Origin of the sequence: Streptomyces sp. CMB-StM0423 (assembly GCF_002847285.1) — a bacterium.
Taxonomy (GTDB): domain Bacteria; phylum Actinomycetota; class Actinomycetes; order Streptomycetales; family Streptomycetaceae; genus Streptomyces.
The window spans coordinates 7651360-7673381 of sequence record NZ_CP025407.1; the positions used below are offsets into that span (position 1 = coordinate 7651360).

Genomic DNA, 22022 nt, shown 5'->3' on the forward strand with positions numbered 1-22022 from the left:
ACTCCTGTCCTCTTGCCTACGCCGACTCGTGCCGACTGCGGATCAGCGCGTCGACCCAGCGTTCCAGACCGAAGGCGATGCAGCCGGTGAAGGCGTGCGTCCCGTCTGCGAGCCTGATGTCGCAGCGCTCACCGAAGAAGTTCCGGTGCGAGTTCACGGAGGCGATGGCCAGGCCGCTCGCATCTGTGAACTCCTGCTTCGTCGGGAACAGCTTCTGGTGGAGCAGCCGCTCGTCGTCCTTCTTGAAGAACGGATCGGTGGCGATCAGGAAGTCACCGCTGGTGCCGAGCGACGCGGCGATGTCGCTGATCGCCTCCCGGCCCTCGTCCAGGAACGCCCGGACCTCGGCCTGGCCGCCGATCATCACCACTTCGCGCATCTGGAACTCCCGCTGCCGGCGCAGCGGCGTATACTCGCGTTCCCGCCGGCGGCACGTCTGCCGCACGGTGAGCAGCGTCCGGTCCCCGACGGTGGACCCGGCACGGGAGAAGTAGGCGCCGTAGCAGGACGCGGAGGTGAGTACGAGATCGTCGTCGCCGGGATTGTCCAGCCAGGGCGTGACGCGGTGCGCGAGCTGCGGGAAGCTGTCGAAGTAGTCGATGCGGGACAGGTCCGCGACGGTCAGCAGCTCGGCGTGCCGCTCGGCGGGCGCGCCGATCCGCGCCGCCCACTCCAGCGCCAGCGCGTCCACGGACTCGAGGATCCGGAATTCCTCGGCGGACAGCGAGCCCAGCCCCCGTCCGGCGGTGACCGCCTGCCCGGGCGTCATTCCGCCACCTGCGCCGAGGGCGCGTCCGAGCCGAAGAAGATCTCCGTAAGCCCTTCGATGGTACGGAGCTTGCCGATCGGGACCGAGTCGAGGTCGGGCTCACGGCCCGTGGCGTCGATCAGGTTCTGCATGAACGTGATGAATGCCAGCGAGTTGATCAGCCGGGAATCGATTAAGTCCACGTCGGCCGGAATGTTCACGAGTTCCGGGTGGAACGTCGACAGCACTTCGCGGATCTGGGCTTCCCCGTTGCCATTGCTCATTGACTGGTAAATCCTTGCCTGGAGTGCCTTGTGGGCAGCGGAAATAGTCAACGTACCCGATCGGACCGGAAGGCGCGCGTCCCGGCTCCTGCCGCGGGCTCGCCGCCGGATCTTCCGGTTTCAGTGCGCGCAACAGCGCTTCGGAGATCTCCCCTCCCCCGATGGTGGGACGGAGCCTATGCCAATCTCCGCTGCAGGTGAAGGCCCCCAGTTGACGGCGATTTTGGGCAGATACCGCGTGGCCCCGTGCGGGTGCTGCGCTGACCTGCTTGTTCGCAGCCCGGAGTACGCGACGGCCGAAGCCTTGCCGGAGTGGGCGAGAACCGGGGGCGGAGCCACCGGTTTCGCTTTCATGTGACCTGCCCGAGTCGGTTGTGCGGAAATTATCGACCGGTGTGGAAGCGACGCCGGTGTTTGTTCCGTTTGGAGGTCATGCATCCCGGCCCGACCGGTGTACGCCCGCCGGTCCGCAACCGGGATCGGGGCGTCCGCGACCCGTCTGACCTGCAAGTCCCGCACGCCGGGGCGCTGATTGCATGTGAAAGCATCGATGCGTCGAAGGAGTTCCGGGGCGCCTGTAAGGTGCGTAAACGAGGCCGGGCCTTCACCTGTGGCAGAGATTGGCATACGCTTCCTCCGGCCAGCTTGTCTCGGCAAACGGGGGAGGGCGATCGCTGGTGGCTGTTGCGCGCGGTGAAACCGGGAGACCCGGCGAGGCACGGGCGGTGCTCAACCCGGAAGAACCGGACCGTCTCCTTCGATTCGAGTACGACCGGGACAGCGACTACGAAGCCGAAATCGGCATCACGTTAGCCTTACAGGCACTCGTGCCCCAGGCCAAGCTCCTGAACCCGGACCACCGGATGTTCCAGATGGTCCACCTGATCAGCGAATACTCGTGGTGTTCCATGCACCACGAACTCTGCCGCGTCTGTAATGCCCTGGACGAGGACGACTTCGTCCTCGCCGGCCGGCTGCTCAACCGGACCGTCGGGCTCGGGGAATTCCCCGTGCAGACCGTGCGGTTACTCCAGGAGTCCTTCTCGCAGGCCAGCTTCCTGAGCATGCGCGACGTGCTGATGCCCGAGTCCACCGGCCTCGACTCGCCCGGCCGCCGTAACCTGCGCCGCGTCTGCACGGCCGTGTGGCGCGCGTTCGAAGCCGCGCTGGAGCGGCACGGCGTCGGCCATCGCGACCTGATCGAGGAACTGGGCCGGCTGGAGGCGCCGGCCCCCGGCGAGCGGCTGGCCGTCCTCGCGGAGGTCCGCAACGGCATACACCTGCTCGACTGCAAGACCATGGAGTGGAACCAGCTCCACCTGCGCCTGGTCCGCAGCCTCATCGGAGGCCACCCGGCGGCCCGGCCCGGCGACGGGTCCGCGACCCCCGCCGAGCCGCTGAGCATGCGCGGTGCGCCGATCAGCGGGCTGGAGCGCCTGGCCGAGCACTCGCTCTTCCCCGGCCTCTGGCGGGCCGTGGACGAGACGTACCAGCGGACCTCCCGCCTGGCCGCGGAGGGCGCGAACTGATGGCACACCACAGAGCAGCACCGCGGCCGTCAGGATCCTGGACATGAGCGACGCCACCCGGATCGCCACATCCGAGCAGCTCGACCTGTGGCTGGCCGCCGGCCAGGACCTCGAGTCCCCGCGCTACAACGTCCCGACCGCCCTCGACTTCCACGCCCGGCCGGACGAGGGCGCGATCCGGGCGGCGCTGCACGGCCTGTTCGACCGGCACCCCGCCCTGCGTTCGTCGTTCCACCTCGACGATTCCGGGCAACTGCGCCAGACGATCCCCGACGCCGTCGAGCCCTCGCTGCGCGTGGTCCGTATCCCGGAGGAGTGGGACAGAAGAGCGCGGGCCGCATGGGCCGCGCAGGTCGGCCGGCGGCCGATCCCCATAGGTTCCGCCGGCGTCGCACGGGCCGACCTGCTGCTGCACCCCGGGGGCGCGGTACTGGTCCTCACCGTGCACCACCTGGTCATGGACGGCTGGTCCGTCGAACTGGCCGTCGAAGACTTCCTGGCGCTCTACGACGCGGCGGTCGACGGCACCTCCCCGGCGCCCGCCGGCACGGGAGAGGAGACGCCGGCCGCCCCCGCGGACCCCGACGCCGTCGGCTACTGGCTGGACCTGCTCGGCTCCGACCCGGAGACGCTGGAGCCGGTTCCGGACTTCGTCCGGGGGGCGCGGCAGTCGCGCGCGGCCCGCGAGGAAGTGGTCGTCGACGGTGCGGAACTCGCCGCCCTGCGGGGGATGGTCGAGCGGGACCGGGTGTCGATGTCCACCGTGGGCCTCGCCGGCTGGTCGGTGGTGCTGCACCAGTGGAGCGGCCTGGACGAGGGGCTGCTGGCCACGCCCTTCAGCGCCCGCGTCGATCCCGGCACCCACCACACGCTCGGCATGCTGAGCCGGGTGCTGCCGGTCCGTACGTCCTTCGCCCCCGCGACACCCTGGAGCGACCATCTGGCCTCGCTCCACCTCCAGGTGCTGGAGTCGTTCGAGCAGTCCGCGGTCGACACCGGCGCCCTGCGCGCCGCATTAGCCGCGCAGGGCCGCCGCTACCCGGCCTTCCGCAGCCTGTACGCCCACGAGAGCGAGCCCCGGCCTGCGCGCGTGCTGCCGGAGACCGAGGTGTCCCGTCTGGACATCGACCTCGGGGCCGTCAAGTACGACCTCTCGGCGGCGGTTCTCGAAGGCCCCGACCGGCTGATCCTGGAGCTGGAGTACGACGCCGCCGTCTACCGCCCGACGACCGTCCGCGCCGTGCTCGCGCAGTGGCACGGGCTGCTGACGGCCGCGGCCGCGGAGCCCGACGCCGCGCTGGCCGACCTGTTGCGCGAAGCCGACGGCGACACCACCGCGACGGCCTCCCGGAACGAGACCCCCGCCGAGGTCTCGGTGCCGCCGCCGCACCTGGTCCTCGACATGGCGAGGGCCCACCCCGACCGGATCGCCGTCGTCCACGGCGAGGAGGAACTGACCTACGCCCAACTGGTCGCCGCCGCCTCGCGCGTGGCGAACTGGCTGCTGGCGGCGGACGGCGACGAGCCGGCCCCGACCGTCGGCGTACTCATGCCCGGCGGCTCGGACGCCGTCGTCGCCTTCCTCGGGATCACCCTGGCCGGCAAGGCGTACGTGCCCATGGACCCCGGCCACCCCGCCGCCCGGCTCGCCGGCATCATCGATGACTCGGGCATGCACCGCATCCTCACCACGGCCGAGCTGGCCGACGGTGCCGACCGCCTCGGCTGTGCGGCGCACACCCTGGCGGAGGTGTGCACCGAAGCCGAAGCCGGGGGTGACGAGCCGCCGGACGTGACGCTGACCCCGGACACCCTGTTCAACGTGCTCTACACGTCCGGCTCCACCGGGCGTCCGAAGGGCGTCCTGCTCCCGCACCGCGGCGTCGCCCGGCTGATGCACCACGACGGCCGGCTGCGGATCGACGAGAACGACCGGGTGGCGCAGGTGTGCCCGCTGAACTTCGACGGCGCCACGTTCGAGGTCTGGGGCGCGCTGACCCACGGTGCGCGGCTCGTCGTCCTCGACCGGGACCTGCTGCTCGCCCCGGTCGAACTCCGCGACGCCGTCCACCGGTTCGGGGTGACGGCGCTGATCATCACCACCCCGGTCTTCCACTCCCTCGTCACCGAGGCACCCGAGCTGCTGCAGTCCCTCACCCTGCTGTCCCTTGGCGGCGACGTCGCCTCCGTCCCGCATGTGGCGCGGGCGCTCGCCTGGTGCGGACCGGGTGTGCTGGTGCACACGTACGGGCCGACGGAGAACTCCTTCACCTCCGTCCTCGCGCCGGTCGACCGGGTCGACGAAGGCAGCCGGGCGCTCCCGCTCGGGCGCTGCGTGCCTGGGACCGAGGCGTACGTGGTGCGTGAGGGCACGTTCGACCTTCTCCCGGTCGGCGCCCCCGGTGAACTGCTCCTCGGCGGTACGGGCCTGGCCGCCGGCTACCTGGGCGACCCACGCCGTACGGCCGCGAGCTTCGTACCGGATCCTTTCGGCGACCGGCCGGGAGCCACCCTCTATCGCACCGGCGACCGCGTACGGCGGCTCCCGGACGGCGAGCTGGAGTTCATCGGACGCAGGGACGACCAACTGAAGATCCGCAGCCAGCGGATCGAGCTGGGCGAGGTCCGCGCCGCGCTGCTCGCCGACGAGGCCGTCCGCGAGGCCCACGCCGCCGGCTGGCGGAACCCGCGCGGCGAGAAGGAGATCGCGGCCTACGTCGTCCTCCAGCCCGGCGCCACACCGGCACAGGTGCGCGACCGCCTGGCCCGGGTCCTGCCCGCCGCCGCGATCCCGACCCGCTGGGCGCCCGTCGGCGCGCTCCCGCTCAACGCCAACGGCAAGGTGGACGCGAAGCAGTTGCCGACCCCGGCGCTGCTGGGTGCAGACGCGACGGACCAGGCCGGCGCCGCGCCGCCCGCCGCCGCGCGGGCGACCGTCACCCCCCGCGCGCTGGACGCGGTGCGCGCCGCCTGGGGTGACGTGCTCGACGACGTTCCGCCCGGCGACGACGTCAACTTCTTCGATGCCGGCGGCCACTCGCTGCTGCTCGCTCGGCTGCAGTCGGCGCTCCAGCGGCACGCCGGAGCGGAACTCCGCATCGCGGACCTCTTCCGCTTCCCGTCCATCAGGGCGCAGGCGGAGTTCCTGGCGGCGGCGTCCGCCGACGGACCGTACGGCGCCGCGGCCCCGGCGGCCGTGGCGGCCGGCGAGCCCATCGCCGTCGTCGGCACCGCCGGCCGCTTCGCCGGCGCCGCCGACGTCCGCGCCTTCTGGCGGAACCTGTCCGGCGACTGTGTGGCCGGCGCCGACGCGGCGATCGTCGAGGTCGGCGGCGGCCGCCGCCATATCGCCCGGTGGGGCCGGCTCGACGAACCGCGGGCGTTCGACGCCGAGTTGTTCGGCCTGACCCCGGACGAGGCGCGGGCCACCGACCCGCAGCACGGGATGCTCCACGAATGCCTCTGGGCGGCCATGGAGGACGCGGCCGTGACGCTCGACCGGCTGCGCGATCGCACCAGCATCTACGTCGGCTGCGCGAACACGCCCGCGCCCGCCGCCGCCACGGGCCTGGACGAGGACCTGACCGCGGCGTTCCTGTCGCAACCCGCGTTCGTCGCCTCGCGCTACGCCTACCGGCACGACCTGCGCGGCGAGAGCGTCGTGATCGACACCGCCTGCTCGACGTCCCTCGTCGCCGTCCACCTGGCCTGCGCGAGCCTCCGGTCGGGCGAGAGCGACTACGCCTTCGCCGGCGGCGTCTCGGTGTTCGATCCCGCCGACGGCGGCTACGTCCACGAGCCCGGCATGATCTACGCCGACGACGGCGTCTGCCGGCCGTTCGACGAGTGGGCCACCGGCACCGTCGGCGGCGACGGCGCGGGCGTCGTCCTGCTCCGCCGGCTCTCGGACGCGCTCCGCGACGGCGACCCGGTCCACGCCGTCGTCCTCGGCTCGGCCGTGAACAACGACGGCCGCGCCCGGGCCGGCTACGCGGCCCCGGGATTCGACGGCCAGGTCTCCGTCATCCGGCGCGCCCTGGCGTCGGCGAGAGTCGAAGGCCGCGACCTCGGCTTCGTCGAGACCCACGGGACCGGCACCCGGCTGGGCGACGCGGTCGAGGCCACGGCGCTGGCCGAAGCCGTCGGCGAGCGGGACGCGCCGCTGCCGATCAGCTCGGTCAAGGCGTCGATCGGGCACTGCAACACGGCGGCCGGCATCGCCGGGTTCCTCAAGGCGGTGCACGCGGTCCGCGACCGCGTCCTGCCCGGGACGGCCAACTCGGTCAAGCCGATCGAGGAGATCGCCTCGGGCGACCGGCTCCGCCTGCTCACGGAGACCGAGCAGTGGGAGGACACCGGCCGCGCACGGCTCGCTGGGGTGAGCTCCTTCGGCGTCGGCGGCACCAACGCCCACGTCGTGCTCAGGGAGTTCACCGAGCAGGACGAAACCATCACTCAGCGTGCGGAGGCCGGCCGGTGACCGACGACTACCCGCCGGAGAACGGCATGCAGGACGACGAGGCGCGGCTGCCCCGGGTCCTCCCGCTCTCGGCCCGGAGCGAGACGGCCCTCCGCAGCGCCGCCGACGCTCTCGCCGCATTCCTGGACGACCGCCCGGACCTGTCCCTCGACGACACGGTGACGACGCTGGCGCACGGCCGCGAACGGTTCGAGCACCGCCTCGCCGTCGTGGCCGGCGATCCCGCCGCCGCGGTACGAGCCCTGCGCGAGCCCGGCACCGGCCCGGCGAACCGCCGCGGCGCCGCACCCGCGGCCACGCCCCGCACCGTCCTGGTCTTCACCGGCCAGGGCAGCCAGTACACCGGCATGGCGGCCGGCGCCTACCGGGCGTACCCCGAGTTCCGCGCCTGGCTCGACCAGGCCGACGCACTGCTCCGGGACGAGCTGCCGACCGGACTGCTCGACTGCATGTTCAGGCCGGAGCTGGCCGACGCCCTCGCCCGTACGGACGTCGCGGCGGCGGCCATCGTCGCCGTACAACTCGGTCTGCTGCGCGTGCTCCGCCGATACGGCATCACGCCGGACACCGTGTTCGGGCACAGCGTGGGCGAGTTCTGCGCGGCCGCCGCGGCCGGGGCGGTCTCGGACGAGGACGCCTTGAGGCTGGTGGCGCGGCGCGGCGTGCTCATGGCGGAGCGGACCCGGCCGGGGGCGATGCTCGCGGTCCGGTCCGCCGCCGACCCGGCGGACGGGTGGGGTGCCGACGCCGTGGCCGCGCTGGCCGACGAGACCCCTGACGTGTGCGTCGCCGTCCACAACAGCCCGCGCGACCTGGTGCTGAGCGGAGACGCCGACGCCGTCGCCGGACTGGAGACGCGCCTGGAGGCCGCCGGGCTGAAGTGCCGCCGGCTGCGCACTTCCCACGCGTTCCACAGCGGGCTACTCGCGCCCATGGCTGACGACTTCGCCGCGGCGGCGGAACTCGTCACGTGGTCGGCACCCACCGGGGCGCAGTGGATCAGTTGCTCGCACGGCGTGATGACGCAGGCGCCCGACGCGAGCTACTGGCGCGACCACCTGACCGAGCCTGTCCGCTTCTGGGACGCCCTTACGCTCGCCTGCGCCGACGACCGGGCCACCGTGCTGATGGAGGTCGGGCCGCACCCGGCGCTGCTGCCCCTGGCCGGCCGGCTGCCGACGCCGCCGGCGCTCGTCCCCGTACTGGCCCGTGACCAGGACGCCGCCGCGGCCGTGGCCGGCGCCGCCGCCGAGGCGTGGTGCCACGGAGCCCCCGCCGACCTCACCGGGGGCATCCCGGGGCGCCGCCGGCACCTGCCGGGATACGGCTTCAACCGCCGCGTGCACTCCGTACGTCCCGACCCCACGCAGCCCGCCGCCGCGCCGGCCGCACCCGCTGCCGCCGCCGCGCTCGATCCGGCCGGACCTGCCCTGCCGCCGCGCGAGGCGCTGGCCGCGCTCTGGACCGACCTGCTGGGCGTCGCGCCGGAGCCGGAGACCGGCTTCCTCCAGAGCGGCGGCGACTCGCTGACCCTGCTCCGCTTCCAGCAGCGGATCCAGGCCAGGCTGGGCACCGCGCCCAGCCTGGCGGACCTGCTCGACGCGGGCACGTTCGAGGCGATGGCGAACCTCCTGCCGGCCGCCGCAGCCCATCCGCCCGCCGCCGCGCCGGCGCCGGCCGCGGAGCCGGCCGAGCCGGTCACCACGTACCAGGCGTCGGCGGTCCAGCAGGGCATGCTGATGATCGACCTGATGCAGCCGGACTCCAACCAGCACAACGTCACGCTGGCGTTCGAGGTCCCCGGTCGCGTGGACGAGGCGGCCATGGCCGCCGCCTTCCGCGACGCCCAGGTCCGCCACAGCGCGCTGCGCACCGTGTTCACCCGGGACGGCGGCCGGTTCGTACCCGAGATCCGCCCCGAGCCGGGCGCCGCGCTGGAGGTCGTCGAGGCAGGCGTGGCGGACCGCCGCCCGCTCGTCGACGACGCCGACGTCCGGGAGTGGACCCGCGAGATGAGCGACCCGCCGGTGCGGTGCCTCGGGGCCGCCACCGCGCTGCGCGGCACGCTGGTGCGCGGCCCGCAGCGGAGCCTTGTCGTGCTCACCGCCCACCACGCGGTCTGTGACGCGACGTCGATGGGCATCCTCGTCGACGAACTCGCCGAGGACTACCGCCGGCACCGCGCCGGGCTCCGCGGCCAGGCGGCGCCGGCACCGGTGCAGTACCACGACGTGCTCGCCGCCGGCACGGACGACTCGGCCGGCCGCGCCTACTGGCTGGAGCAACTCGACGGGGCGTCGGACCTGGTGCCGGTCCCCACGGACCGGCCGCGGCCCAAGGTGCGCGAGGGCTCGGGCGCGCAGTGGACGTGGACGCTGAGCGCCGGGCAGTCCGCCCGGGCCCGGGAGCTGGCGGCGCGGCTCGACGTCACCCTCTTCAGCACGATGCTCGCGACGTACGCGGTCCTGCTGCGCGTGCGCAGCGGCGCCGACGACCTGTCGATCGCCACGCCGGCCACCGGGCGCACGTCCGAGCGCGCGCAGGGTGTCTTCGGCCCGTTCCTGAACACCCTCGTGCTCCGGGCGCGGATCACGCCAGGACAGGGCTTCGACGCGCTCGCCCGGGACCTGCAGACCACCGTCCTCGACGCGATCCGGCACTCGGACTTCCCGTTCGACCGGCTGGTCGCCGCGCTCAACCCGCGCCGGGAACCGGACAGGACCCCGCTGTTCTCGGTCATGTTCACCATGCCGGACCAGTTCGCCCTGCCCGACTTCGACGGGCGGCAGGCCCGCCCCGTAGAGCTGCCGGGGCTAGGCGCGAAGTACGACCTCACGCTGTACGTGACTCCCGCCGCCGACGGACGCCTGCGTCTCGACCTCGAATACGACCCCGCGCTGTTCGACGAGTCGACGGTGCGCGGCCTCGCGGACGACTACGACGCGCTCCTCGCCGCCCTCGCCGCGGCGCCGGAGGCGGCCATCCCCGAGCCGGGCGGCCCGGTCGGCGACCGGCCGGCCGGGGACCCGCAACCGGAAGGAGAGGAAGCCGGGGAGACGGCCATGACGGAGACGGAGCGCTACGTCGCCGGGCTGTGGTCGGAGACGCTCGGCGTGGACATCGCCGGCGCAGCCGACGACTTCTTCGACGCCGGCGGCCACTCCATGCTGGTCCTGGCGTGCCTGGCCGAGATCCAGGACCGCTTCCCCGAGGCCACCATCCAGGACTTCTTCGCCCACCGCACCGTCGGGGCCTTCGCCGCCCACCTCGACCGGCTCGCCGGCGGCGGTACGGCGGCCGAACCGGAAGCGGCGCCCGCCGAGACCGAGCCGGAGAAGGAACCGGAGCCCGCCGCCCGGTCCACCGCCGCCACCGCGGAGCGAGTGACGGCGGAGCGCGTGACCGCCTCCTCGTCCGCCGGCTCCCCGGCGGGCCGGGGGGACGTCCTGCTCACCGGCGCGGCCGGCTACCTCGGCGCGCACCTGCTCGCCACGCTCCTGCGCGAACCCGGGGGCGCGGTCGTCTGCCCGGTCCGGCCGCGCGACGGCGTCGGCGGGACGACCCGGCTCGAAGAGGCCGTCGCGCGCTACGCCCCGGACGTGTTGCCCCAGGTGCCCGGCAGGGTCACGGTCGTCGAAGTCGACCTGCGTGAGCTGACCGCCCAGACGCTGGGCACCTCGATCGCCGGTATCGGGACCGTCGTCCACTCCGCGGCCGAGTCGAAGATGTTCGGCCGGATCGAGGACCTGCGGGCCGCCAATGTGGCGCCCACCCGGCTCCTCGCCGAGCTGGCGCTGGCCCACGGTTGGCGCATGGCGCACGTGTCGACCGCGTCCGCCGTGGGCGCCGCACCGGGCGACGGCCGGGCGGTCACCGTCCGCGAGGAGGACTTCGACCGCGGCGAGAACTTCGACAACCCGTACTCGCGCTCCAAGTTCGAAGCCGAACAGGTGATCCACGCGGCCGTCAAGAACGGGCTCGACGCGACGGTCCACCGGGTCGGCGGGCTGATCGGCGACAGCACGTCGGGGACCTTCCTCCCCGACCCCAGGGCGAACCTGTTGTACCAGTTGGTGCGGGCCATCATGCGCTGCGGGCTGGTGCCGGACGCACCGGGCTTCACCATGAACGTCACGCCGGTGGACTTCGCCGCGGCGGCCGTGCTGCGGCTGTCGGACAACGCGTCCCACTCCGGCCGTACGTTCCACGTCCTCAACCCCGAACAGCTGACCATGCCCGCGCTGACCGGGATCCTGCGCGACCTCGGCTACCCGGCCATCCTCACGGACCCGCAGAGCGTCGCCGACTGGCTCACCCGGGAGGGCGCCGACGAGGCGGACGCGGAGGCGGCGCCGTTCCTCCGGCAGTTCACGGCGCCCGCCGGCACCGTGGTCTCGCACGACACCCGGATGACGACGGCGGCCCTGGCCGGCCTCAAGTGCCCCGCACCCGACCTCGCCCTCCTGCGGGTCGTGATCGGCCACTGCGTCGAGACCGGTTTCTTCCCCAAGTCGCGGCTATGGGACTTCGTATCCCGGTCGACAGTTCCCACCAGTGCCTAGGAGACAGCGCCACGATGCCCTACCAGGTAGTCACGAACGACAGCGGCCGGCACTCGACGTGGCCGGACCAGAAGGAACTGCCGGACGGGTGGGAGACCACCGGTTTCGTGGGCTCCCAGGAGGAGTGCCTCGACCACATCGCCCGGATCTGGGACGGGCCCGGCCCGCGGACCGTCCGGGTTCCGGGCTGGGCAGCGGCCAACGTGCTCACCACCGAGCGGATCCGCCTGCGTGAACTGTCCCCGGCCCAGGTGGCCGGCCTGCTGGAGGTGCTGGACGGCGAGGCGGTCTCCGACGGGTACGTCGAGAACTACCCACTCGTCGGCACCGGTTTCGGGGCCAGGAACTTCCAGACGCGCACCCCGGACGAACTGCGTTTCGGGTTCGGCATGTACCTCGTCTCGGCGCAGCCCGGCGGGCCCGCCTTCGGCGACATCGGCTTCCACCGGCCGCCGGCGGACGGCGTCGCGGAGATCGGCTTCAGCCTGGCCGAGTCGGCCCGGGGCCAGGGCTACGCCACCGAGGCGGTGGCCGAGCTGACCCGCTGGGCGTTCACCCAGCCCGGCGTGCGCCGCATCGTCGCGAAGACCACGACGGACAACACCGGCGCCCAGGGCGTTCTCGGCCGCGCCGGCTTCCGGCTGGAGCGGACCGGGGAGAACGTCCTCCACTACGCGTTGCAGCTCGCGCCCGACCTGCCCGAGTCCGAGCCGATGCGCGACGACGAGGAGGAGCGCGCCGCGCTCTCCAAGCTCGGCAAGGTGCGCAAGGCCGGCGGAGACGACCTCGCCTTCGTGGCCGGCTCCGACCCGTTGCGCCGCGTCGTACGCGACGGCGGGAAGCTCCTGGCCTACGCCCAGTCCGGCGACAAAGAAGGCGTGGAGGACCCTACCAACCACCTGATGTTCATCGTCGTCCACCCGGCCGTCGCCAGGCGTGGCCTGGGCGAGCGGTTGCTCGGCGAGGTCCGCGAGCACGCCCGGGCGCACGGCAAGACCGGCATGGTGACCGGCACGCCCGACGACGACCACCCGTCGGTCGCCTGGGTGCGCAAGCACGGCTTCCGGCCCATCGGCCACCACCTGATCACCCGGCGTGACAAGGGCGCCGCCCCCGTGGAGGCGCCCGGGGAATTCACCGTCGAGGTGATGGACCGTGCCGACGGCGCCGCGGTCGAGGAGTTCGTCGCCCTGGCAAGCCGTACGGTCGCGGAGGCCACCATGCCCGGCGGCGCCCGGATGACCTCCGACCCGGACGAGATCCGCAGGGACCTGGTCGAGGAGCACGACGGCGCGCTGCTGGTCTGCCGCGCCTCGGGCGCGCCCGTCGGCTGGCTCGCGCTCACCGCGCCCGCCGTCGGCGAGGACGCCTGGGTGCTCGCCGCCCAGGTCGTGGTGGAGGCCGAAGGGGAGGGCGCCCCGGCGGCGCTGCTCGCCGCGGCGGCGCGCCTGGCCGACGAGGCGGGGGCGGCGTCGCTGACGGCCGTCGCCGAGGAGGACGGACAGCGCGAACTCGCCGAGACCCTGCCCGGCTCCGGGTTCCTCCCGGTCGCGGGCCGCACCATCTGGTTCGCCGAAGTGGACCCGCGGCCATGAGCGAGTCCCCCGACATCGCGCCCCGGAGCGCGGAAGCCGACGCCGCCCCGCCCCAGAACAACGTGCTGGCCGTGCTCCGGCGGCTGCCCGGCCGGGCCCGCATCCTCATCCTGGCCGACGTCGTCAACGCCTTCGGTATCGGGGTGGTGATGCCCTTCCTGGTCATCTACCTGAGCGAAGTACGGGACATCAACATCCGGATCGCCGCGGGGGCGCTCGCGGTCTCCGCGGTCGCCGCGTTCGCCTCGGGCCTGGCCTGGGGCGCCATGCTGGACCGGTACCGCCACCGGGTCATCATGCCCACGGTGATGGTGCTGGCCGCAGTCGGCACCGGCCTCTACGCGTTCGCCGACCGGCCCTGGATCGCCATCACCGCCGCGCTCGTCGTCGGCCTCGCGCAGGGCGGCATCGGCCCGGTCATCAGGACGATGTTCGCCACGGCGGTGCCGGCGAACGAGCGCACCGTGTTCTTCGGGCTCCAGTTCGGCATCTTCAACGGCGCGGTCGGGCTCGGCGTCCTCCTCGGCGGTACGCTCGTGAACGGCACGCTTGAGCGGTACCAGATGCTGTACATCATCGACGGCATCACGTTCCTCTTCATGGCCGTCGTCCTGGTGCTCGCGACGAGCGACTCGGGCAAGGAGAAGGGGAAGGACGAGGGCGGCGAGGACGAGGGGCCCAAGCCGTCGTACCGAACGGTGCTGCGCACCCCCGTGGTGATGCTGATCATCGCGACGATGAGCCTGGCCGCGGTCTTCTACTACGGCCTCTTCGAGTCCGTTCTGCCGGGATACCTGACGATCAACGACGCCGTCTCCGCGCGGGGGGTCTCCGGCGCGTTCGTCATCAACGTCGTGGTCGTCGTGCTGGCCCAGTTCGTGGTGATGCCCCGCCTGGGGAAGGTCCGCAGGACCACCTGGCTGACGGCGGCCGGGCTGCTGTGGGGGGTGAGCTGGATCCTGGTGCTGCTCGCCGGCCGGACCGACGGGGCGACGGCGCTCGTCCTTCTCTTCGTGTCGAGCGTGCCCTTCGCGGCGGCCGAGGTGATGGTGACGCCGGTCCTCGCCGCGCTCCTCAACGACGTCGTCGACGACCGCGTACGAGGCCGGGCCAACGCCCTGTTCGCGTTCGCGATCACCGGCGGCTCGATCATCGGCCCGGCGATGGCCGCCGCCATGCTGCCGGTCGGGAAGGGCGTGCCGTTGGTCGCGGGCCTGGCGGTGGGCTGTCTGCTCATGCTGATCCCCACCGTGGCGCTGCGTAAGCGGCTCGGCAGCGAGGGGGACACGCCCCGCGACGGGGACGAGGCGAAGGCGAAGGCGGAGGCAGCCGAGGCCGAGTCCACCGGGGCCGAACCCGCCGAACCGGTGGCGCCCGCCCGGACCGCGTCCACGTGACCGGCCTCGTTCCAACAGAATCGCAGGGGAGTGAGATGTCGTACGGGATCGTCGCCATCGGCGAATCTCTCGGTGAGTCGGTGGAGGTCACCGACGCGGAGATCGAAAAGTACACGACCAGCCATGAGACGGTGCGTTCGTGGGGCTACCGGCGCTTTCGCCGCGCCGATGACGGAGTGCTGCTGACCGATCTGGCGGTACAGGCGTGTGAACAGGCCCTGAAGGAAGCCGCGGTGGACGCCGCCGAGGTCGACCTGGTGGTGCTGGCCATCGCGGACTTCGCCGAGTACCTGTGCTGGGACGCGGCCGCCGCGGTGCAGGGCCGGATCGGGGCCGTCAACGCCGAGGCGATCCTGGTCAACCAGGCGTGCTGCTCCGGGGTGATGGCCTTCGACACCGCCGCCGGCCGGTTCGCGACCCACGAGAACTACCACCACGCGCTTATCGTCGCGTCCAACCGGATCTGCGACACGTACCAGAACCGGATGGAGACGAGCACGAGCGTCCTGTCGGACGGCGCGGTGGCCGCGCTGGTACGGCGCGGGCACGAGCGGGGCCGGTGGCTGGCCACCGAGACCATCAGCGACGGCCGGTACGCCAACTTCTTCCGGATGGACGTCGGCGGCACCGCCCACCCCTTCGGCGTCGACGGCGCGGGCGACAAGGACGACCTGCAGAAGCAGGCCAACCCGCTCGGCCGCGTCGCGGAGATCCTCGGCAACGACGCCCGCCGGATGCTGGAGTTCTTCAACAAGTTCGGCGGGAACATGCGGGTGGCGGTCGACCGCGTCTGCGCCCGTACGGGCATCGCGCCCGGCGAGATCAAGCGGTTCCTCCACCTCAACGACAACCAGCAGGCCATGGCCGACATCGCCAAGGTGCTGGACGTCCCCCTGGAGCGCTTCAACGGCGACCTCGCCCTCGACCTCGGCCACTTCGGCTCCGCCGACCAGATGCTCGGCCTGCACCGGCTGACGCAGGCCGGAGAGCTGCAGGACGGCGACATCGTCGCCCTGACGACCCTCGGTGGCGGCATGCACTGGGCCGTCACCCTGCTCCGCATATGAGCGGGACACCCACGGCGGACCTGCTCGCCCGGCTGCGCCGTCTCACCGCGGACGGCGCAGCCCCGGACCCCGGGCTGCTGCCCTCGATCCGGGAGCTGACCGGGGTGGTCGAGCGGGCGAAGGTCGGCGGCCTGCTGGCCGGTGTCCCCGCCCGGCTCCTCGCCGGCGAGGGCCGGCCGCTCCGACCCCTGCGGGTCGGACTCACCGGCACCTTCACCGCGGACGGCCTCCTGCCGCTGCTGCGCACCGCGCTGCTGTCGGCCGGGATCGACGCCGAGATCCTCCTGACGGGCTACGGCCGGCTGACCCTCGACCTCGGCGACCCCGCGTCGCCGCTGGCCGGTTTCGAGCCCGACGTCGTCCTCTGCCTCCTGCACGACGAAGCCCTGCTGCCGCACGACTGGGACCCCACCGACCTCGCCGTGCTCGACCGGCACGTCGCGGCTCGGGCCGTCGAGATCGGCGACCTGGCCGCGGACTTTGCGGCGCGTACGGGCGCCACGATGCTGCTGCACACCGTGCCGCTGTCGGTGCTCGAATACCGGTCGCTGGTCGCCCAGCGCAGCCGGGCCGCCCTCGGCCGGGCCTGGCGGCGGGCGAACCTGGTGCTGCTCGACCTGCCGGAGAGGACCCAGGAGGTCCACGTCCTCGACCTCGAAACCCTCGTTGCGAACGAACCCGTCGCGCTGCGCGACGAACGCCGCTACCGCTTCGCCCGCATGGCCTGGTCGCCCGGCGTGGAGGACCTGTACGCGACGGAGGCGGCGGCGTTCTGCCGCGCCCTGACCGGCCTGTCCCGCAAGGTCCTCGCCCTGGATCTGGACCAGACCCTCTGGGGCGGCGTCGTCGGCGACGACGGGCCCACGGGTATCGAGCTGGGCCCGCTCTACCCGGGCAACGCCTACCTCGAAGTCCAGCGGCGCGCGAAGATGCTCCGCCGGCAGGGTGTGCTCCTGGCCGTGTGCAGCAAGAACAGCCCGGAGCCCGTCGACCGGGTCTTCGCCGAGCACCCGGCGATGGTGCTGCAGGCGGAGGACTTCGTGGCGCAGGCGGTGAACTGGTTGCCCAAGGACGAGAACCTGCGGGAGCTGGCCCATTCCCTCAACCTGGGCCTCGACAGCATGGTGTTCTTCGACGACAGCGCCTTCGAATGCGAACTGGTCCGCGAGGCGCTGCCCGACGTCCGCGTCGTACGGGCGAACGGCGACCCCGCCGACCACGCCGCCCGGCTGCTCGGCACCGGCCTCTTCGACGTCGTGCGGCTGACCGACACCGACCTGGAGCGCACCGGGCGTTACCGGGCCGAGGTCCGGCGCCGCGACGGCTTCGCCGCGGCCGGCGGCACCCGGGACTTCCTCGACAGCCTGGAGCTGCGCGTACGGGTCCGCCCCGCCGACCCGTACGCCGTGCCGCGCGTCCACCAACTCCTGCACCGCACCAACCAGTTCAACACCACCAACCTACGCTGGACGGCAGCGCAGATCGACGAGGCCGTGGCGTCGGACCGCCGCACGGTCCTCGTCTTCGACGTCGCCGACCGCTTCGGCTCGGAGGACGCGGTCGGAGCCGTCCTGCTCTCGACGGCACCGGAGCAGTGGACGATCGACAATTTCGTCATGAGCTGCCGGGTGTTCTCCCGCGGCATCGAGTTCGCGGTCCTGCACCACGTGGCCGAACGCGCGGCGAGCCGGGGAGCGCAGCGCCTGGTCGCCGACTTCATCCCCACCGCGCGCAACGGCCCCGCGGCGGCCTTCATCCGGGAGGCCGGCTTCACCCCCGTGGACGAGCCGGGGCAGACCCACGAACTTCTCCTCGAACCGCCGCCCCGGCCGGCACCGGCATGGATCGACCTGGAGGGTGAGACCACCCGGTCCCGATGACCTCGCCCACCGTGGTCCCGCGGGGCGAGGCGGGAGGTGGCGTCCTCAGAAAGAAGGCACAGATGTCCGAGCTGATGACTCAGATCACCGAGATGATCGCTCCGATCACCGGCCTGGACCCGGACGGGCTGACCGCGGAGTCCAGGTTCGAGGAAATCGACGAGTGGTCGAGCCTCAAGGCCCTGTCCCTGATGGTCAACCTGGAACAGGATCTGCCGATCAAGCTCGACCTACGTCGCTTCATGGCCGTACACACCGTGGGCGAACTCGCCGCCCTGGTCGCCGAGGGCCTGGGGCAGGCGGCGGAAACGGCGGGCTGACCGATGCCACAGCCCTGGTCAGCCCGCGGCCTCGGCGGCGTGCGCCGTACCGACCTGCCGGAAGCCCACCCGCGCATAGACGCGCGCGACCGCGTCGTCCTGGGCGGAGAGCAGAACGGTCCGCACCCCGGCCGCGTCGTGCGCGTGCCGCGCCAGCAGCGCGGTGAGGGCACCGGCCAGCCCCCGGCGCCTGGCCGACGGCAGGGTGGCGACAGCCATGATCTCGGCGAACTCACCCACCGGCTGGTAGCTGCCGGCCGCGACGACGCCCCCCATGGGATCCTCCGCGACGGCGGTGACCGTCAGCCCGCGCCGCGCGCGGTCGTTCAGATGGGCGGCCATCTCGGGGTCGAGCTTGCTCAGGAAGGCGTCCCGCTCCGCGGCGCCCTCCGGCCCGGTCCCGGTACCCCCGGCCGTGAAGGCCACATCGGCCGTCGCGCGCCCGGCCAGCAGAGCCGGGTCACCGGCCTCCACCACGCGGAGGGTGACCCCGTCGACCGCCGACGCGGTCACGTCCCCCGTCTGCGCCCTCATGAGCGCGTGCGAGCTGAGGGCCAGCCCGTGGCGCCCGACGAGCCCGGCAAGTTCGGGGCGGACCTCGTGCACCCACTCGATCTCGGTGGCGACGCCGTGCTCGGCGCAGGCGGCGGCGAGCGCGTCGAGATCGCCGCCGGTGACCGGAGCACCGCGACCCACGGTCGGCCGTGCGTAGTACGGCCACGGCGACCGCGATACGAACAGGGTGAACGGCCCGACTTCCACCGCGTCGCAGTCGGGGCGTGGCGCCGCATCGAGGTAGGCGTCGAGTTCGGCAACCGCAGCCGGAATTCCGGGATCTGGAGTCATGGCCGCGACTTTACAAGACGCGCGCGATCGTGCCCGGCGGAATCCGGTTCTCCAGTTGGGCGCAGGTGGCGTGACGTTCGTCGGGCAGTGGTTTTTGTGGGTTGGTCGGGTTGTTGACCCGGGGTGATTTTGGGGTGGTGTGTGATGGGCAGCGTGGTTGTGCCGTCGTTGGTGGCGGTGTGGGGTGAGCGGGCTGCGGGTTCGGTGGCGGTGTCGGGTGCTGGTGGGGTGTTGTCGTATGGGGAGTTGGTGAGGCGTGCGGATGGGCTTGCCCGGTCGTTGGTGGGGCGGGGGGTTCGTCGGGGTGAGGTTGTGGGTGTGTGTATGGGGCGTGGTGTGGATGTGGTGGTGGGGCTTTTGGCGGTGATGCGCGCGGGGGGTGCGTATCTGCCGTTGGATCCGGGTTATCCGGGTGAGCGTCTGCGGTTTATGGTGCGGGATTCCGGGGTGCGTTTCGTGGTGGTCGATGATGACGTCCGTGGTGGTGTGGGTGCGGAGTTGTCGAACGACGCGGAGTTGGTGGGAGTCTCCGGTGGCGAAGCTGACACCGACGTGGTGTTGCCGGAGGTGGGTGTCGATGACTTGGCGTATGTGATTTATACGTCGGGGTCTTCGGGGGAGCCGAAGGGGGTGGGGGTGGAGCATGGTTCGGTGGCGCGGTTGTTTGATCGGGTGGGGGAGTGGTTTGGCTGGTCGCGGGATGATGTGTGGTCGTGTTTTCACTCGGTGGGGTTTGATTTCTCGGTGTGGGAGGTCTGGGGTGCGTTGACTTCTGGTGGCCGGGTGGAGTTGGTGTCGTATGAGGACAGTCGTGATCCGGTGGCGTTTCGGCGGTTGTTGGGTGAGCGGGGGGTGTCGGTGGCGAGTTTGACGCCGTCGGCGTTGTTGCGGTTGATGCCGTTTTTGTCTGGTGAGGGTGTGCCGGGTGGGTTGCGGCATGTGGTGCTGGGTGGTGAGGCGGTTCGTGCGGGGCAGATCGCGGGGTTGCTTGAGCGTTCGGTGGGTGAGCGGCCGCGGGTGTGGAACTTGTACGGGATTACGGAGACGACGGTGCACGCCTCCGTTCGCGAGCTGACTGCTGCTGATGTGGACGGGGAAGGCAGCCCGATCGGCCGGCCCTTGAGCGACCTGGCATTTGCCGTGGTGGACGCAAAGGTGGGCGACGTCGCGGTTGGTGCGGAGGTCGCGGAGCTTCCGGTGGGGGAGCCCGGCGAGTTGTGGATCTCGGGTGCCGGCGTGGCGCGGGGCTATGTGAACCGGCCGGAGCTGACGGTGAAGCGGTTCGTCGACGCGACCGTCGGGGGTGTGTCGGCGCGTTGGTATCGCACCGGGGACGAAGTGGTGGCGACGTCCGGTGCGTCGGGGGTGGAGTTCGCGTACGTGGGTCGGCTGGACCGTCAGGTGCAGTTGCGGGGCTTCCGGATCGAGCTGGGCGAGGTGGAAGCGGCCCTGGCTGCCCACGGCGGAATCGACGCCGCAGTGGTCGAACTGCTCGACGGTGAAGCGGACGGCGACGGTCCGGCCCTGGCGGCGTTCGTCACCGAGGCGGCCGGGAGCGTCGGGGGTGTGGGCACGTTCGAGGATGTCCGTGACTGGCTGTCCGGCAGGCTGCCGCAGCACATGCTCCCGTCCTCGGTCTCGGTCGTCGAGTCTCTGCCGTTGACGGCGAACGGCAAGCTCGACCGCGCCGCCCTGCGCGACCTCGCCGTGCAGCCGCTGCCCACCCGCGACAGCGGCGACCAGCCGGTCACCGACACCGAACGGCTCCTGGCCGGCATCTGGTCCCAGGTCCTCCGCACCGACTCCGTCGGCCGCAACGACCACTTCTTCACCATCGGCGGCGACTCCATGACCGCACTGCGTGCGTCCGTGGCCGCCGAGGAGAAGGGGCTGGAGTTCAGCGTCGGCGACCTCTTCGTCCACCCGGTGCTGGCAGACCTGGCGGCAGCGACCGCGCCGGCCGCTCTGGTCGCCGACCCCCCGCAGCCCGCCGCAGATCCGGTTCCGGTCCCGGCCGGCACGGTGGAACGCGCGTATCCGGCCCTGCTCATCCAGACGGGAATGCTCTACGAGAGCGAGCGCGACCCGGACCGCCCGACCTACCACGTCGTGTCGGAGACGGTGCTCGACGCGCCCGGTCTCACCCCGTCCGCGCTGGCCGCGGCCCTGGCGGCGGTCACGAACGCCCAGCCGGGCCTGCGGACCGAGTTCGACCTGACGGGTGCGGACGGTCCGGTACAACTCGTCCGCGCACTTCCTGACCCGCTGCTGGAGTACGAGGACCTGTCGACGTTCGCGCCGGACGCGGCGGGCAAACGGATCGAACAGATCCGCGAGCGCGAGCGCGAGCGGCCCTTCTACCGCGACGACTTCCCTCTGTGGCGGCTGACGTGCGCCGTCCTGCCAGGGGGGCGTGCCCGGATGTTCCTGTCCCACCACCACGCCCTGCTCGACGGCTGGAGCGTGTCGGTCTTCTTCGACCAGATCCTGGCCGCCTTGCGCGGCACCGGGGTTGCTGCGCCCGTCGACGTCTGCAGGCTTGCGGCGGAGGCCGAGGCGGAGGCCCTCGCCTCGGAGGAGTCGGCGGCGTACTGGTCCGGCATGACCCGGCAGTGGCGGGCGCTGACCGTGCCGGAGCGGCGCCGGCAGGACGGGGAGCCGGCCCTGTGGTCGGCGACCTACTCCATCGACGGGCGCCTGCGGGAGGACATCGGCCGGGCCTGCGCGGCATGGAGGTGTTCGCCCAAGCAGTTGTTCCTCGCGGCGCACCTGCGCGCCCTTGAGCTGGGCGCCGGCCCGGGTACGCCGCGTCCGGGGACGCTCGCCGTGGCCAACGCCCGGCCGGAAGCGTGGGACACCCACCTGGCCGTCGGTGTGTTTCTCAACGCGGTGCCGGTTCTCCCGCCCGCCGAAGGCGCCTCGTGGCGCGAGCGGGTCACGCACGTGGCGGCTGCCGAGCTGGAGATGCTGGAGCACCGGCACTTCCCCTTCGCCGCTATGCGCAGCCGGTTCGGGCTGCCGGCCCCCACGACCTGGTTCACCTACACGGACTTCGCCGCGACCAGCATGGCCGACTTCATCGCCACGGTGACCGACCACACCGTCACGGAGCTTCCGCTCACGGTCAGCGTCGTGGACGACGGCCTGATGGTTGACGGTTCGAGCGACCACTTCACGGCCGCGGAAGTCGCCGATGTCGTGCACGGGTACGCGGAATGCCTGCGGGAGGCTGTGGGGGAAGCGACTGCCGAGTGAGGTGAAAGCACGCCGTCGTATCGACGGCTCGATGTGAGCAGTGGTTTCTGTGCGTTGGT

Annotated in this window: 12 protein-coding genes; 9 read left to right on the top strand and 3 right to left on the bottom strand. The window is 72.3% G+C overall.

What is annotated here, in order from left to right; all coding sequences use genetic code 11:
- Positions 1-16 precede the first annotated feature (16 nt).
- Together CXR04_RS33205 and CXR04_RS33210 are read right to left on the bottom strand one after the other, a co-directional pair.
- Positions 17-769 carry a hypothetical protein gene (locus CXR04_RS33205; RefSeq protein WP_101425899.1) on the bottom strand — a complete coding sequence of 251 codons (753 nt, stop codon included), beginning with the start codon at positions 767-769 and terminating at the stop codon, positions 17-19.
- A complete protein-coding gene (locus CXR04_RS33210) occupies positions 766-1032 on the bottom strand; it encodes an acetyl xylan esterase (RefSeq protein WP_101425900.1) in 267 nt (88 codons plus the stop codon). Before CXR04_RS33210 ends, CXR04_RS33205 begins: the two co-directional genes overlap by 4 nt.
- Before the next feature lie 827 nt (positions 1033-1859).
- Here CXR04_RS33210 and CXR04_RS33215 point away from each other — a divergent pair.
- From CXR04_RS33215 to CXR04_RS33250, 8 genes are all read left to right on the top strand, one after another.
- Positions 1860-2561 (top strand): hypothetical protein, encoded by a 702-nt coding sequence (locus CXR04_RS33215; protein ID WP_234380617.1) that lies wholly within the window; start codon positions 1860-1862, stop codon positions 2559-2561.
- A gap of 43 nt (positions 2562-2604) precedes the next feature.
- Entirely contained in the window at positions 2605-7041 is a 4437-nt protein-coding gene (locus CXR04_RS33220; protein ID WP_101425902.1) for a non-ribosomal peptide synthetase, read from the top strand.
- Entirely contained in the window at positions 7038-11603 is a 4566-nt protein-coding gene (locus tag CXR04_RS33225) for a condensation domain-containing protein (protein WP_101425903.1), read from the top strand. Before CXR04_RS33220 ends, CXR04_RS33225 begins: the two co-directional genes overlap by 4 nt.
- Before the next feature lie 14 nt (positions 11604-11617).
- Positions 11618-13198, top strand: a complete 1581-nt coding sequence (locus CXR04_RS33230) for a GNAT family N-acetyltransferase (protein ID WP_159072420.1) — start codon at positions 11618-11620, stop codon at positions 13196-13198.
- The gene (locus tag CXR04_RS33235) at positions 13195-14595 is read left to right on the top strand and encodes an MFS transporter (protein WP_101425905.1); all 1401 of its coding nucleotides are present in this window, start codon (positions 13195-13197) and stop codon (positions 14593-14595) included. The genes CXR04_RS33230 and CXR04_RS33235 overlap by 4 nt, the downstream gene beginning before the upstream one ends.
- Before the next feature lie 35 nt (positions 14596-14630).
- Positions 14631-15662, top strand: a complete 1032-nt coding sequence (locus CXR04_RS33240; RefSeq protein WP_101425906.1) for a 3-oxoacyl-ACP synthase III family protein — start codon at positions 14631-14633, stop codon at positions 15660-15662.
- Positions 15659-17542 (top strand): HAD-IIIC family phosphatase, encoded by a 1884-nt coding sequence (locus CXR04_RS33245; RefSeq protein WP_101425907.1) that lies wholly within the window; start codon positions 15659-15661, stop codon positions 17540-17542. Before CXR04_RS33240 ends, CXR04_RS33245 begins: the two co-directional genes overlap by 4 nt.
- Before the next feature lie 62 nt (positions 17543-17604).
- Positions 17605-17862, top strand: coding sequence for an acyl carrier protein (locus CXR04_RS33250; protein ID WP_159072421.1), 258 nt, complete (start codon positions 17605-17607; stop codon positions 17860-17862).
- Positions 17863-17880: 18 nt separating this feature from the next.
- Here CXR04_RS33250 and CXR04_RS33255 read toward each other — a convergent pair whose 3' ends face one another.
- Complete coding sequence (locus CXR04_RS33255) at positions 17881-18708, bottom strand: GNAT family N-acetyltransferase (RefSeq protein WP_101425909.1); 828 nt, start codon at positions 18706-18708, stop codon at positions 17881-17883.
- Between the two features lie 144 nt (positions 18709-18852).
- Between CXR04_RS33255 and CXR04_RS33260 the strand changes: the two genes are divergently transcribed.
- The gene (locus CXR04_RS33260; RefSeq protein WP_101425910.1) at positions 18853-21963 is read left to right on the top strand and encodes a non-ribosomal peptide synthetase; all 3111 of its coding nucleotides are present in this window, start codon (positions 18853-18855) and stop codon (positions 21961-21963) included.
- The last annotated feature ends 59 nt before the right edge of the window (positions 21964-22022 follow it).